The organism is Ruminiclostridium sufflavum DSM 19573 (assembly GCF_003208175.1).
Taxonomy (GTDB): domain Bacteria; phylum Bacillota; class Clostridia; order Acetivibrionales; family DSM-1351; genus Ruminiclostridium; species Ruminiclostridium sufflavum.
In genome coordinates, this window is sequence record NZ_QKMR01000011.1 from 1 (window position 1) to 13,693 (window position 13,693).

Annotated in this window: 11 protein-coding genes; 8 read left to right on the plus strand and 3 right to left on the minus strand. The window is 43.8% G+C overall.

What is annotated here, in order from left to right:
* Together LY28_RS10090 and LY28_RS10095 are read right to left on the minus strand one after the other, a co-directional pair.
* A partial coding sequence (locus tag LY28_RS10090) for a transposase (protein WP_207658080.1) occupies window positions 1-154 on the minus strand: 154 nt, incomplete at its 3' end.
* Between the two features lie 298 nt (window positions 155-452).
* Window positions 453-3,752: an S-layer homology domain-containing protein gene (locus LY28_RS10095; RefSeq protein ID WP_110462070.1), complete on the minus strand. Its 3,300-nt coding sequence runs from the start codon at window positions 3,750-3,752 to the stop codon at window positions 453-455.
* A 317-nt stretch (window positions 3,753-4,069) separates the two neighbouring features.
* Here LY28_RS10095 and LY28_RS10100 point away from each other — a divergent pair, with 317 nt between their 5' ends.
* Window positions 4,070-4,759: a response regulator transcription factor gene (locus LY28_RS10100; RefSeq protein ID WP_242981210.1), complete on the plus strand. Its 690-nt coding sequence runs from the start codon at window positions 4,070-4,072 to the stop codon at window positions 4,757-4,759.
* A gap of 23 nt (window positions 4,760-4,782) precedes the next feature.
* On the opposite strand, the gene LY28_RS10105 is transcribed toward LY28_RS10100, so the two are convergent.
* Complete coding sequence (locus LY28_RS10105) at window positions 4,783-6,768, minus strand: sensor histidine kinase (RefSeq protein ID WP_242981211.1); 1,986 nt, start codon at window positions 6,766-6,768, stop codon at window positions 4,783-4,785.
* A 265-nt stretch (window positions 6,769-7,033) separates the two neighbouring features.
* Here LY28_RS10105 and LY28_RS10110 point away from each other — a divergent pair, with 265 nt between their 5' ends.
* The 7 genes from LY28_RS10110 (at window position 7,034) to LY28_RS10135 (ending at window position 13,687) form a co-directional block, all read left to right on the plus strand.
* Window positions 7,034-7,891, plus strand: a complete 858-nt coding sequence (locus LY28_RS10110; RefSeq protein ID WP_110462071.1) for an AraC family transcriptional regulator — start codon at window positions 7,034-7,036, stop codon at window positions 7,889-7,891.
* A 250-nt stretch (window positions 7,892-8,141) separates the two neighbouring features.
* Window positions 8,142-8,357, plus strand: coding sequence for a zinc-ribbon domain-containing protein (locus LY28_RS10115; protein ID WP_110462072.1), 216 nt, complete (start codon window positions 8,142-8,144; stop codon window positions 8,355-8,357).
* A gap of 462 nt (window positions 8,358-8,819) precedes the next feature.
* On the plus strand, window positions 8,820-8,981 hold the full coding sequence (locus LY28_RS19120; RefSeq protein WP_165835546.1) for a hypothetical protein: 162 nt from the start codon (window positions 8,820-8,822) through the stop codon (window positions 8,979-8,981).
* A 21-nt stretch (window positions 8,982-9,002) separates the two neighbouring features.
* Window positions 9,003-10,520, plus strand: coding sequence for a recombinase family protein (locus LY28_RS10120; RefSeq protein ID WP_110462073.1), 1,518 nt, complete (start codon window positions 9,003-9,005; stop codon window positions 10,518-10,520).
* Between the two features lie 370 nt (window positions 10,521-10,890).
* Complete coding sequence (locus tag LY28_RS10125) at window positions 10,891-11,259, plus strand: NifB/NifX family molybdenum-iron cluster-binding protein (protein ID WP_110462074.1); 369 nt, start codon at window positions 10,891-10,893, stop codon at window positions 11,257-11,259.
* Window positions 11,235-12,110 (plus strand): radical SAM protein, encoded by an 876-nt coding sequence (locus LY28_RS10130; RefSeq protein ID WP_110462075.1) that lies wholly within the window; start codon window positions 11,235-11,237, stop codon window positions 12,108-12,110. Before LY28_RS10125 ends, LY28_RS10130 begins: the two co-directional genes overlap by 25 nt.
* Before the next feature lie 23 nt (window positions 12,111-12,133).
* Window positions 12,134-13,687 carry a nitrogenase component 1 gene (locus LY28_RS10135; protein ID WP_110462076.1) on the plus strand — a complete coding sequence of 518 codons (1,554 nt, stop codon included), beginning with the start codon at window positions 12,134-12,136 and terminating at the stop codon, window positions 13,685-13,687.
* Window positions 13,688-13,693 lie beyond the last annotated feature (6 nt).

Here is a 13,693-nt window from a genome sequence, read left to right on the forward strand (position 1 = left end):
CTACTCCTTTGTAGCTACATAATTGTATCAAAATTTCTCTGATACTCTGTTTGTATTGATTATATATCGCCTTTCGTCTATACTTTGGAGTGAACACTATATGATATTTACACATCCATTTTGTGTGAGCTAAGCTGTGTTCCTTATTTGCCATTAAAATCACCTTTCCTCTCGTTAATTTAGTAGCTTGAACAACTCTATTTTAACGAAAAGGTGATTTTTTTGTATAACTTCTGTCGCGCACCCGCATAGCGGGTGGTTTATTGTTTCGCATGGCTCATTTCTCTGCCGAGAAACTTGCCTTATGCTCAACAGGCTAAAGCCCATAAACAAGAATAAAATAGCGGGCAGGGTACTCTGTTTAAGAACAAAGCTCCCTGCCCGCTATTTTATTTGCTTTCATAAATATCTATTACCGGATTTGTGACAAGCTTCCGGTTGACCTGCGTACCCTAGTTTGTATTCGTCAGCAGATTATACAGAACCTGTGCCATTTGGCCGCGGGTTGTAATCTCAGCAGGAGAAAGCTTTCCGCCATTTCCGCTGATTTTTCCGGCCTTTACCAGATAATCCATTGCGGGCTTTGCCCAGGAGGCAATGCTTCCTGCATCTGAGAATTCAGAAACACTTGTGCCTGAGTTGCTTTCAGGCAGTCTGCCTATGGTTTTAAGAGTATTATACAAAAGGGTGAACATCTCCTGACGGGTAACGGTCCTCTCCGGAGAGAATCTGTTCTCACCTGTGCCGCCTGAGATGCCAAGCCTTTTTGCCGCTGCCAGATACCCGGTATAGTAGGTGTTTCCGGCATCTGCAAAATTGTTCTCAAGGTTTTTATCTGAGGCAATGCCATAAGCCTTCATAACAAAGGTTATGAATTGTCCCCTTGTAAGCGCTTTATCAGGACTGAAGGCAGACGGGGCTGTTCCTCCGGTTATACCGCGTGCCGCAAGGAAGGTTACAGCATCTGAATACCACGCATTTTTCGATACATCGTTAAAGCTTACCTTGTTGTAGCCTACAGCATAAGCTGAGAAATGGTCCGTAGTGAAAATAACTGTGCCGGTGTCGGCATCGTAATGCCCGCTGGTTACTGTTTCTAGGCTGCCGGTATCATTGATATAGTAGATAATGATGGCATTTGTATCCTCACCCGGTGCCGGAGTATAGGGCATTGACGCTGTAACTGCTCCGCCGAGCTGTGAAATAATTTTTCCGCTGCTTGTGACTGTGAAGCTGTATACAGGCCTGCTGCCTATGATTTTTCTTATGTCTTCTGAGTAAGCTGAGATATCCAGCTTTGCTACAGAAATGTCAACATCATTTGAGGCTGTATCTGAGATTTTTTTTAGGGCAGCTTCATCAAAGGTGACAGTGCCAAGTCCGCTGGATATGGTCAGGCTGCTGATACCTCCCGAAACAATATCCTTTATGGAAGCGGTGGTGAGTGTTACCTGTGTTTCTGCCGCTGATTCTGTTTTGTCAAGCTTAATTTCCAATTGAGGCTTTTCCCCTGCCTTATCAGCAGCTTCCTTTGCCTTTGCAAGAGCTTCTTTTATCTTCGTTTGAGGGATTGTTATTTTTGCCTTGCCGTTTGCATCAGTACTTGCTGTAATAGCTGTTATAGCTGTACTGCCTGAAACCGTAATTGAGATTTTGCCGGAATCAGAGGATACGGAACCTTTGTTGCTGCCTCCGTCAGATACAGCAGTCGGGTATACCTTCACTCCATCTACATATACTATGCCGCCGGTAAGGTTCTGGCTGCCTTCGGCCTTGCCTTTAATAGTCACCGTGCCGTTTGAAACATTCAAGCTGCCAATTGTATTTCCGTTTATTGTTACATTTGCTGCCGAGCCGTTGATGGTGATATCGCTGTACACGGTGCCATTTAAGCTTGCAATATCACCTATTGTGACTGTACCGCCGGCAATCTTCAGGCTGCCGCCGCTGACATTTCCGTTTATTGCTACATTTGTTGCCGAGCCGCTGATGGTGATATTGCCGTACACTTTGCCATTTGAGCCTGCAATATCACCTGTTGTGACTGTACCGCCGGAAATGGTTATGCCCGTATCTCCATTTCCTCCATGCAGCGCCTCGTACATCCCTCCCGAGGCTTTAACTGTACCGCTGGAAATGGTGATACCGCCTTCAACAGGTCTTAGTCCGCAAATATTGCCTGTAGCATTTACTGTACCGCTTGTGCCGATAATGATGTCACCATTTGCTTGTATACCGCTTCCGACGATGCCGCCGGTAGTTGTCAAATTTGAGTTGCCTCTGATGATAACATCTCCAAAAGCGGTAGATATTCCATGGCAGTCTCCTGATGCCAATACTGTTCCGCTTTCAATTATGATGCTGCCTTGGGCTTGCAGAGCAATAGCCATACCGGAGGCCAGACTAAGTGTATGGGAACCTGCCTTAATGGTCAGGCTGATGTCTGTATCGTTATAGTTAAGACCGGACATACTTATCGCCCATAAATTGGCATTGATTGATACATCACCGGTTAAGACCAGATTGATATTGCTGCCGTTGCTGCATTTGATTTCGATTGAATTGCCGCTGTAGCTGCTGTTAAGTGTCAAGGTCGAGGAGTATGCATTCCAGTCCCAGCCTTTGCCTGTCGCATCAGAAATAAGGTTTACACCGGGCCGGTTGCTGATATTCATTGTGCCGGTTACTGTTCCTGTGATGCCGCCGGTAACGGTAAGAGTCGCGGCGGTACTGTAGGTGCTGCCGTTGCTGTTTGAGATATGGCAGCGGTATTGATATCCGTTGTATGCCGCCGGTACGCCGGTCAGCATTATGGCACTGGAGGTTGTGCCTGAATATATGCCTTCGTTTTCGAGGGAGTTCCAGCTTATGCCGTTCGGTGATTCGTACCAAAGGTAAGATGGTGAGGGAATTCCCTCGGCAATAACAGCAAAGCTTGCGTTCCCGCCGGCACTGGTGCTTTGATTGCTTGGAGGCAGAGCAAAATATGGGTTTTGGTTTACCTTAAAGCTTAACTCGGCAGATGCCGCCGCTCCGTGATCACCGGTGATTACCAGGGTGTCGGTGTAGGTTTCCGCCCCCAGGCCCGATTTGGGTCTTATTCCGACGGTTGCAGTATTGCCGGGGTCTATGCTTATTGCCGATGGGGTGATGATTTCAAAGGAAGAGGCCGCACCTTTCTGCAGCGCGGTGCTCAGCCCGGCAAGCTGTCCTGTGCCTGTGTTTGTAATGGTGAATTCCTGTGCCATAGAGGAATTGTCATAGTCTGTCATTGCATCAGGAAAGGTGATGGCAGACGGAGAAACAGTACAGGTATAGGTGTAGTAAAGTACGGTAAAGCTTAAAGCTACCTCGTGGGAAAATAAGTCATTATCATCTTTAATAATAAGCTTGTCGGTGTATGTACCGCCGGAAAGCCCTGTCTTTGGGCGGAAACTGATTTTCGGTATGTCCGGGTCGCTGTTGACAGTAGTCGGAGTGATAGCCGACGTGATTTCAAAAGCAGAGTAGTTACCTTGTCCCAGAGTTGCCTGAATTCCCGTTATTGGAGCGGTGACTCCCGAAAATAATAGGGATAATTCTTTTGCAGGCTGATTTTGATAGTCTAGGGACACTGTGCCGAAGTCACCGCCGCTGGAAAATACTGAATAACCATTAAATGCCGCGCCCGCAGATGCGGTAATAGGCAGCAGGGTCAGCACCAGGCATACAGCCATAAGCAGTGACAATATTTTGCTGATTGATTTTTTCATGAAATTTCCTCCTTATTCAATTGATTTGTATAAACTATAATATAGTAAAACATTGCAAAGACTGCTTATCTGAGTTTTAGGACCATGCGGTTTTACATCCTCCTCCTGAATAGCCCTGATACCGTTAAAAAAGGTTGTCGGTATCAAGCTCTAAAAATAAGCTATACTTAATTACCAGCGCCTTTCTATATCTACAAATTTCAGAATAACAAGAATTTATAAGTTTGAGGCTTTGATTACAAAATTGTAATCGAAATCTCTTGCATTAAAAATATGTTATACTTAAAACGCAGAGAGGGCAGAGAGGAGTGAAAACCGTGAGAAAACCGCATATCCTTATGGTTGAGGATGAGCAGAAGGTCAGCAGTATTAACCGTGAGTATCTGGAGGGACAGGGCTACGAAATTTCCTTAGCGGAAACACTTTCCAAGGCGCGGTTTCTGCTTGAGGAATACACACCGGATTTAATTTTACTGGATGTGATGCTTCCCGACGGGCAGGGCTTCGATTTTTGCGCTGAACTGCGGCAAAAGACAAAGGCTCCCATAATCTTTTTGACCAGCAGGAACGGGAATGACAACATAATAAGGGGTCTTATGCAGGGAGGGGACGATTATATTGCAAAGCCCTATGACCTTGCGGTTTTGGGAGCGAGGGTTGCCGCCCATCTCCGGCGCAAGGGTATTGAATTTGCAGGATGTATTGAGCTGCCACCTCTTTCCATAGATATTTTATCCGGTACCGTTACACTGGAGTGCAGGCAGATTTCCTTGCCTCCCAAAGAGCTTCAGCTGCTTTGCTGTCTTGCATTGTCGGCAGGGCGGCGTGTCAGCGGTGAAGAGCTTTACAGGCGCACATGGGGTTCGGCTGAGGGTGACTGGAGAAACATAATTCCGGTGAATATTTCAAGGCTGCGCAAGCATCTTGGGCTGGATGACGCCAGCGCTTTTGAAATCTCAGGAACAAAACAGATGGAATATGTCCTGCGCAAGGTGCGCTTCACATAAGCTTCAAGAATTTTTCGCAGCTGTCACAGAGGCAGAGAGAAGCTTACGGTTGTGCCCTTGCCGGGCATACTGTTCACCTTGATAATACCTCCATGCTCCTCTACCAGATATTTACATATATAAAGACCAAGACCGGTGCCGGTTTCGCTTGCTCCGGCCCGAAAACGGGTAAACACTCCGGAAAGTGCCTCCGGTGACATACCTGTTCCGGTATCGGATACTGATATTTCCATAAATTCACCTGCCTGACATGCCGAGACTGTGATCACACCATGGGCTGTGTGTCTGAGTGCATTGGCAATCAGATTGACCAACACCTGTGTGATGCTGTCAGAATCCACATTTACATCAGGAAGATCAAGTTTAACATTTATTTCAAGGCGGTTATCGCCCTTATTCAAAATGGGAAAATGTGTTTCTACTGCTTGGTAGATAAGCTCGTCAATATGACAGGGGCATTTTTTCAGAAGCAGTCCTCCTTCCTCAATTCGGGTTACATCCAGTACCTGTCCGACCATCAGAGCCAAGCGGTCAGCTTCGGAGGAAATTATGCGGGCCTTATTCCGTACAGCCGTATTTTCGCTTCCCGAAAGAAGGGAAAAGATCAGCTGTGCATACCCGGAAATTACTGTCAGAGGTGTCTTCAGTTCATGGGATACATTGGAAAGAAACTCTGTTTTAAGGCGGTTCAGGCTTTCCAAAGCCGACTTTTCAGCTTCAAGAGTATGCTCCGCGGCCTTGGTTTCTGCCAGCACGCGGTTGCTCATAAGAAACAGGGATACCGTCTGTGCCAGCACAAAAACCAGCATTGCTGTTTCTGCCACAGGTATGTTGGACCGGTCACCGAAAATATCGCTGTACATTACAATATCATACAAGGCGGCGAGGTAAAAGACAGCAATGCCAAATATTGCAGCACCCTGTTCCCTTGCCGGCTTGCGCATTTTAAGGAGCAAGCCTGTAATTCCGGGAACTATGCATAAAGCAAGAAATATCTGGTAATATTTCAGCACTGAGGTGTAAAAAACAGAGTCCCCAAATATAATACATACCCCGTAAGCGCAGGAGCCAAAAATTGCCGTATATTGAATGCACCTCAGAAAAGTTCCGGTTGCATACTGCCCGAGATACAGAGAAAGGAAAACAGTCAGCAGGACAACACTCAGGTATTCCAGCATAAAGGACAGATTTCCGGATATGGGGAAATAAGTCCATATCTGACTTTGCAGGAATTCCCGCAATGACATGACGATACAGGCTGTAGCAAAATAAAGGGTGGTCCTTGTGCGGAAAAGCATCAGATAAGTTCCCAGCAGCAATACCGCCGCGCACAGAAGAGCTCCAATAATTACTGTCCCCTTAATCCGCGCAAAGAAATAAGGCTCGGGGACTGTTCCTGATTTGCTGAGTCTTAGTTCCGCGAGGGAAGCTCCGCTTTTGGCATGATAAAATTGTGCGCTGTGGAGGATAATTTCCATTTTGCCGTTTTTTGCCGAGGCGTTGCAGGTAATATTGTTTTCCCATACCTCAGTGGATATTTTTGCGGTACCCGGCTTGCCGGTCTGTCCTGTAAGAACCCCGTTCACGAAAACCCGCAGGGCATGGCGGCTTGAAAGGGTGAAGGTCAGGGTGTATACGCTGCTGCTGTCTGGAACTATAACAACAAACCTCTGAGAGAGGTAGTCCGACCTGATTTCTTTGTAACGGTCAATGCTTTCGGGGACAGAGGTATTCACATTTTCAGGGGCAAGGTATGTATCAGGGTAGTAGCTTGTACCGGGAGGCAGCCGGAAAACTGCTTTCTCCAGACTTGCCGCGCCTGTCAGGTCATATATGCCGTTTTGCTCCGGGACAGTGATTTCTTCGGAAGTACCTCCCATAAGCCCCGGAAGGTTAAGCAAGGCTGTCAGCACCGCTGCTGTGAGAAATGCAGCCAGCAGTATGAAAAGCATTTTTTGTTTATATATAAAATTTTTAATATGCAGCCACCATCCTTCAAGTTTTTTCATGCTTTTATTATATCATGCTTTAATATATAATATCATTCCTTTAACACGATGCAAAACCTGCCAAATTAATTACTATCGGCTAAAGAGACGAATATATTATCACGATATAACGTCGAGGGGTGACAAATATGCAAGCAGGAGATATGATAAATAGGTTAAGAGGCATAAAAACTGATAATGCCTGTACAAGACAAAACAAAACACAAAAAGTCGGGAATAACCGCCGGAAAACAGATAAGATATATGTGAGGCAGAGGTGATAATTATGGGATGGATTGAGGGGATAGGTGAGGCTGTCACCTATATTGAGGAGAATATTAATAAAGGCATGGCAATAGAAGATATTGCTAAAAAAGCATTAATATCTCCGTTTTATTTCCAAAAGGGCTTCGCAATGCTCTGCGGTTGTACGGTGGGAGAGTATATCAGACAGCGCAGGCTTACACTTGCCGGCAGTGAGCTTGTTTCTACTGATAAAAAAATCATTGATATTGCACTGAAATATGGCTATGACTCACCGGATAGCTTCACAAAAGCTTTCACCCGCTTCCATGGTGTCACACCTACTGCCGTTAGAAAAGACGGGGCAATGATTAAGGCCTTTGCTCCGCTCAAAATTAAATTCTCATTGGAAGGCGGTTATATTATGGATTACAAAATTATTGAAAAGGATTCGTTTACTGTCATCGGAGTGTCAAGGCTTTTTAAGTATGACAGTGCAGCCGGAGAGATTCCGAGGTTCTGGTCAGAGCATTATCAGACGGGGAAGGGCAAGCTCGTATGCGGAATGTACGGAATAAGCATAGATGAGAGTATGGGCTCGGATGAATTTGAATATTTGATTGCGGACAATTACCGGCCGTCTGCGGGAATACCCGAGGGCTTTGTCACAAAGCTTATTCCAAAGTATACATGGGCTGTTTTTGCCTGCAAGGGTGCAATGCCGGAAGCTCTTCAGGAGGTGCAAAAAAAAGTCTTTTCTGAATGGCTGCCTAATTGCAAGGATTATGAAATCGCAGCAGGCTACAATATTGAAATGTACACAGATATTGCTGATTACCCTCAAGGCAGCAAGGATGAAAGCTATTACAGCGAAATTTGGATTCCTGTGAAGAAAAAATAGCCTTGTAAGGATTTTATCCGGGGATAGTCAGCCTTGGGCAAGGCTAGTCCAATTGAAAAAGAAATGCCCTGCTAAAGGTTTGACCGGAAAAGAAAAAAATGTATTGAAAAAATTACAGTTTCGTGATATGATAAAGGAGTTAGATACTATATATTAATATGGAATCATCTTTTAATACAACTCTCTTTAATTTATTGGAGTGAGAAGTTACTAATTAAATGATCCAAATAAATTAGGGAGGTATATAGATATGGCTGATAAGGTTTTAACCTGTAAGGATTGCAATGCAGAATTTACTTTTACTGAAAATGAGCAGGCTTTCTACAAGGAAAAGGGGTTTGACAATGAACCACAGAGATGTCCTGATTGCAGAAGGGCAAGAAAGCAGCAAAGGAACAACAATAACAGAGGCGGATTTGGCGGTAACAGAAGCGGCGCAGGAAAGAGCTTCGGCAATAGATGGTAATAAGTCTGAACGTCATTGAGCTTTAATATTTTTTGATAATAAAATTATAAAGTCAATTGAAGGTATTTATGCTTTCAATTGACTTTTTTGTTTATAGGCTTTAGCTTGCTTATCGGCAGCCGGTGCGGTTTATCAAATTCAATCAGGCTGAAAGCCATAGCGGCGATATACTCCCGCCTTTCCAGCCTGCAGTAATTTATTTATAATCTTTTCCGGGAACTCTCCCGAAGGAAAACACCTTTGCAAAAAATACTAATAGAATATAGCCCCAAAGGGTTTCCAAAGCCGGCTAAAAAAGGCTTAACCTTTGCAGCTCGGTATCTTCATTAATAATAGTTCGGGTTCAGACTATATATGGGCTGCAAAGAAAAATTAATTAACTGAAATAAAAGCCTTGGGCAAGGAATAGATTTTACTAGGAAGATTATTTGAGAATTTTAATGCAGGGTAAGGAGGGGCCTTATGGTTACGGAAAAGATTGTTGAAGGCTGCAGGGTTGTTAATTTTGTGCCGGACATGGATGAGAATGAGAGGAAGAACGCAGAAAGGGAAACGGCAAGGAATATTTTGAGAGAGTATAACAGGCTGGAAGAGCAGGCTTGCAAGGCTGCTGCACATAAATAAACTTTCGGGGAGCTGTTTTTCATGATCAGAATATATGCCCGTCAATCTTTAGATAAAAAGGACAGCTTATCAATAAGCAGCCAGATAGAGTTCTGCAAGCGTGAAATAAAGGATGGCGAAGAATACAGGGTTTATACAGATAAAGGCTACAGCGGAAGCAGCATAAATCGTCCGGCATTTGAAAAGCTTTTGGAGGAGGTTCAGAATAACAGGGTTTCCAGAGTGATTGTGTACAGGCTGGACAGAATAAGCAGATCTTTGCTGGACTTTGCAAAAATAATAGAGCTTTTCCAAAGGCACAAGGTTGAGTTTATTTCATCAACAGAAAAATTTGACACCTCGACTCCCATGGGAAGGGCCATGCTGGGTATAATTATGATTTTTGCAGAGCTTGAGAGAGATACCATCAGAAAAAGAATCAAGGATAACTATTATGCCAGAGGCAAGAAGGGCTTTTTTATGGGGGGACCGCCTCCCTTCGGCTTTGACAAGATAAGTGCAAGGGTGGATGGAATCAAAACCTCGGCATTGGTGCCAAGTATCATTCAGTATGAGGCGGTAAGGAAAATTTATGATTTATATGCCAATACTCAGGCATCCTTGGGGGAAATCAGCAGCCAGTTAAATGAAAGCAATGTAAAAGCTCCAAGGGGAGGGCTATGGGATTCCTGCAAGATAAGCAGGATACTGAGAAATCCTGTCTATGTGAGGGCAGACGCGGAGGTATATATTTATTATAAAAATAAAGGGTGTATCATCAGCAATGATATCAATGATTTCGTTAATGAGCTTGCATGCTTTTTATACGGTAAAAGGGATTCCAATGAAAGAAAATATACAGACGTAAAGGAGCATGTGCTTTCGCTGGCTTTGCACGAAGGAATGGTTACCTCACAGGTTTTCTTAAAGTGCCAGTACAAGCTTGATAGCAATAAACAGTTGAAAAACACCGGAAGGGGAAAGCATACATGGCTGTCGGGACTTACAAAATGCGGATACTGCCAATATACTATGACGGTAGTAAAGAACGGAAGCACCTCTTACGGAACCTATAAATATTTTATATGCAGGGGAAAGACAAACTATAAGTGCTGTGACGGGCATACGAAAGCCATATATGTCGACGCTGTAGAGAAAATAGTCAGGAATGAAATCTTTGATAAGGTCAGAAGCATAAAGGACACTCCTGCTGAAGCCGTGCAGGCTGAAAATGCCGAGGCAAACAGACTGAAAATCAGGATATTTGAAATTGATACACAAATAGATAATCTTGTAAATAGTCTTGCAAAAGCGGGAACAGTGCTTACAGATTACATAAATAAAAAAATAGCCGGGATGGATTCTGAAAAGAAGGAATTAATCAACCGGCTGAAGGAATGTACGGAAAGGGTACAGCCGGATAATACTCCGGACAGCCTTAATAAATGCATAAATAATTGGGAAAAAAGTACATTGGAGCAGAAAAAAACGGTTGCTAAGTTTCTCATTGAAAAGATATCCATAAAAGATGATGAGGTGGCAATCAAATGGAAAATATAAAAATTTAATCAGTCCTTGTTTTAAAAAAATTCTTTTGTGTCATGCTGAAAACCGCCGGGCCTGCCCCTTCATCACCTGCCGCTTTCAATTCCTAAAGTTGCGTTAAGCTCATAACAGAGAGATTTTTGTAAAAGCTATAAAATTTTATTATAAGATTTTATAGCTTTTACATATTAAACAAATGCTTGCTATCAGACTATAATAATACAAAACATATGTTATTTATATGATTTAAGGAGGGCTGGCAAAATGTTGAAAAAGCTAATCAGATGCAAAAGCCGATGTATTAAGCGGATGTTTGATGAAGGAGCCTGTTTATTCAATGCAGATATATGATGTATTACTATACTGTATAGGTAGGTGAAAGGTGATGACATACAGAGTCGCAGTATCAAGTACTGACGGAAAAGTAGTAAACCGGCATTTTGGGCATACTGAAAAATTTCTTATTTTTGAGATAACCGGGGAGGATAAATACTGCTTTGTGGAGTCAAGGAGCATACAGCCTTGCTGCAATAACGGTGAGCATGAGATGCAGGCATTTTATAATGCCATAGAAGCCTTGGAGGATGTTCAGGCTGTTATAGTAAGCAAAATCGGAGAAGGGGCTGCGGCATTTTTAGAGAGCAAGGGTCTGACCATATATGAAGCGCCGTATCCAATTGAACCAATAATTCAAAAAATTCTTGATGAAAAATTATATGAGGTGGATAAGTGGCGATTTCATATCAGCAATTAACAAATAAGCATCCATGCTTTGCCTTGGATAAAAAAGGGCAGACAGGCAGAATTCACTTACCCGTGAGCCCTACCTGCAATATTGAGTGCAAGTTTTGTGACAGGAGAATAAATGACTATGAAAACAGGCCGGGAGTGGCTTCAACGGTTATAAAGCCTTCTGAAGCGCTGGATGCCGTCAGAGAGGCCCTGAAGCTGTGTGAGAATATCACTGTTGCAGGAATTGCAGGCCCCGGTGATACATTAGCGACGGGATATGCTTTGGAAACCTTCAGGCTTATCAAGACCGATTTTCCGGATTTGATAAAATGCATGAGTACAAACGGGCTTCTTCTGCCTGAAAAAGCAGATGAAATTATTGAGACTGGAATAGATTCCCTGACTGTGACGGTTAATGCGGTAGAGCCTGAAATCTCAGCTCAATTGAACGGAGGTATCCTTTATCAGGGAGTGCATTATACGGGGACGGAGGCTGCGGAAATACTTATCGAAAATCAGCTGGAGGGAATTAAGAGGGTCAGCCGCGGGGGGGTTACATTAAAAGTGAATACTGTTTTGGTGCCTGGAATAAACAGCGGGCATATTGAAGAAATAGCGCGGACTGTGAGTAAGGCCGGCGCATCAATTTATAACATTATCCCCCTTATCCCCCAGCACGAACTGGCAGCTTGTCATGCACCGTCGTGTGTTCAGGTTGATGAGGCAAGGCAGAAGGCAGAAAAATATATTGATGTTTTCAGGCATTGTCAAAGATGTCGTGCTGATGCAATAGGAATACCGGGTGAAAAAGATTATGGAGAACAGATATATTTAAAAAGGATTTCACATGAGAATACATTTTCACATGGATGATATCACAGAAAGGATACATATAGATGCCAAAAAAAACAATAAATCTTGATATGACTGCTGTTGAAAACCGGGAAATGCGTCTGGGCACTATAACGGCATGGGATGGTTCGGCAACGGAGCTTTGGAAGGAATCCAACTATGAGCTCAGGAGCCAGAGGAAGCATGGAGGCTGCGGGAAGAAAAAGGTCTGCCGTTTGTGCGAATTAAATTCTCCCCTTAATCAGCAGACAATGTGTGCAAATGCTATAGTGGAATGTCAGATAGGGAATATTACCGATTGCGTGCTTATTCAGCATGCACCCATTGGCTGTTCCGCAGATAATCCATGGTTCAACCTTGCCTTTAAGATGGGGCTTAGCAGAAGGAATAAGCCTCCTCAGAATTTACAGGTTTACAGCACGAATCTTTTGGAAAGGGATATGGTGTTCGGTGCATCGGACAAACTCCGGCGGTCTATCCTCGATGCAAAGGAACGCTTTAATCCAAAGGCTATTTTTATTTCTATGGCTTGTGCAACAGCAATTATAGGTGAGGATATTGACAGCATAGCAGAGGAAATGGAGGAGGAAACCGGAATAAGCATTATTCCCCTGCACTGTGAAGGCTTTCGTTCAAAGCATTGGAGTACGGGCTTTGACGTTTCACAGCATGGTGTGCTGCGTCAGATTGTAAATCGTAATCCTGAAAAGCAAAAGGATTTGATAAATATTGTTGCTTTATGGGGAACGGACTATTTTACCGAAATATTAAGACCGCTGGGACTAAAGGTGAACTACATGATAGATATGGCTAGCTATGATGAGCTGGCTCAGGCATCGGAGGCTGCTGCAACAGCCACCTTCTGCCATACATTAGGCTCGTATATGGCAACGGCGCTTGAGGAGCATTTCGGAGTTCCTCAGATTGATGCACCTCAGCCGTATGGAATTGCCGGTACAGATGCATGGCTCAGAGCTATTGCAAAGATTGTTGGAAAAGAGGCGGAAACAGAAGAGTATATAAAGAGTGAGCATGAAAGAATACTTCCTAAGCTTCTGGAATTGAGAGAAAGGTTTAAAGGAATAAACGGATTTGTCATGACCGGCTCATCTTATGCACATAGCTTGATTTCAGTGCTTCGTGAGCTTGGTATAGGAGTGGAGGGCTCAGTTGTGTTTCATCATGACCCGGTATATGACGGAGGACATGAAAATCAGGACACACTGCATGAGCTTATTGATACATATGGAGATATACCGTATTTTACAGTAAGCAAAACACAGGCCTTCCAGCTGAATGCATTATTCAAGCGCGTTAAAACTGATTTTGTAATCATACGTCATCAAGGTCTTGCACCTGAGGCGGCTAAGCTTGGAATACCGTCGCTAGCTATGGGGGATGAGCATTTTCCTGTTGGATATGATGGAATTATACGGACTGGAGAAGTCCTTATTGATATTCTTGCAAGAAAAAAATTTAACGGAGTGCTTTCAAGGCATGTCAGAAGTCCATATAATGCTTGGTGGCGTTCACAGGAGGATCCGTTCCTGCTGGCTAAGCACCCGGAGGTGCTTGATGAAAGGGTAAAACTTGTATAAAGGAGA

Coding starts and splice junctions, on each gene's coding strand:
- LY28_RS10135 (WP_110462076.1), top strand. CDS start 12,134: ATGCCAAAAAAAACAATAAATCTTGATATGACTGCTGTTGAAAACCGG.
- LY28_RS10105 (WP_242981211.1), bottom strand. CDS start 6,768: ATGAAAAAACTTGAAGGATGGTGGCTGCATATTAAAAATTTTATATAT.
- LY28_RS10125 (WP_110462074.1), top strand. CDS start 10,891: ATGACATACAGAGTCGCAGTATCAAGTACTGACGGAAAAGTAGTAAAC.
- LY28_RS10120 (WP_110462073.1), top strand. CDS start 9,003: ATGATCAGAATATATGCCCGTCAATCTTTAGATAAAAAGGACAGCTTA.
- LY28_RS10110 (WP_110462071.1), top strand. CDS start 7,034: ATGGGATGGATTGAGGGGATAGGTGAGGCTGTCACCTATATTGAGGAG.
- LY28_RS10115 (WP_110462072.1), top strand. CDS start 8,142: ATGGCTGATAAGGTTTTAACCTGTAAGGATTGCAATGCAGAATTTACT.
- LY28_RS19120 (WP_165835546.1), top strand. CDS start 8,820: ATGGTTACGGAAAAGATTGTTGAAGGCTGCAGGGTTGTTAATTTTGTG.
- LY28_RS10095 (WP_110462070.1), bottom strand. CDS start 3,752: ATGAAAAAATCAATCAGCAAAATATTGTCACTGCTTATGGCTGTATGC.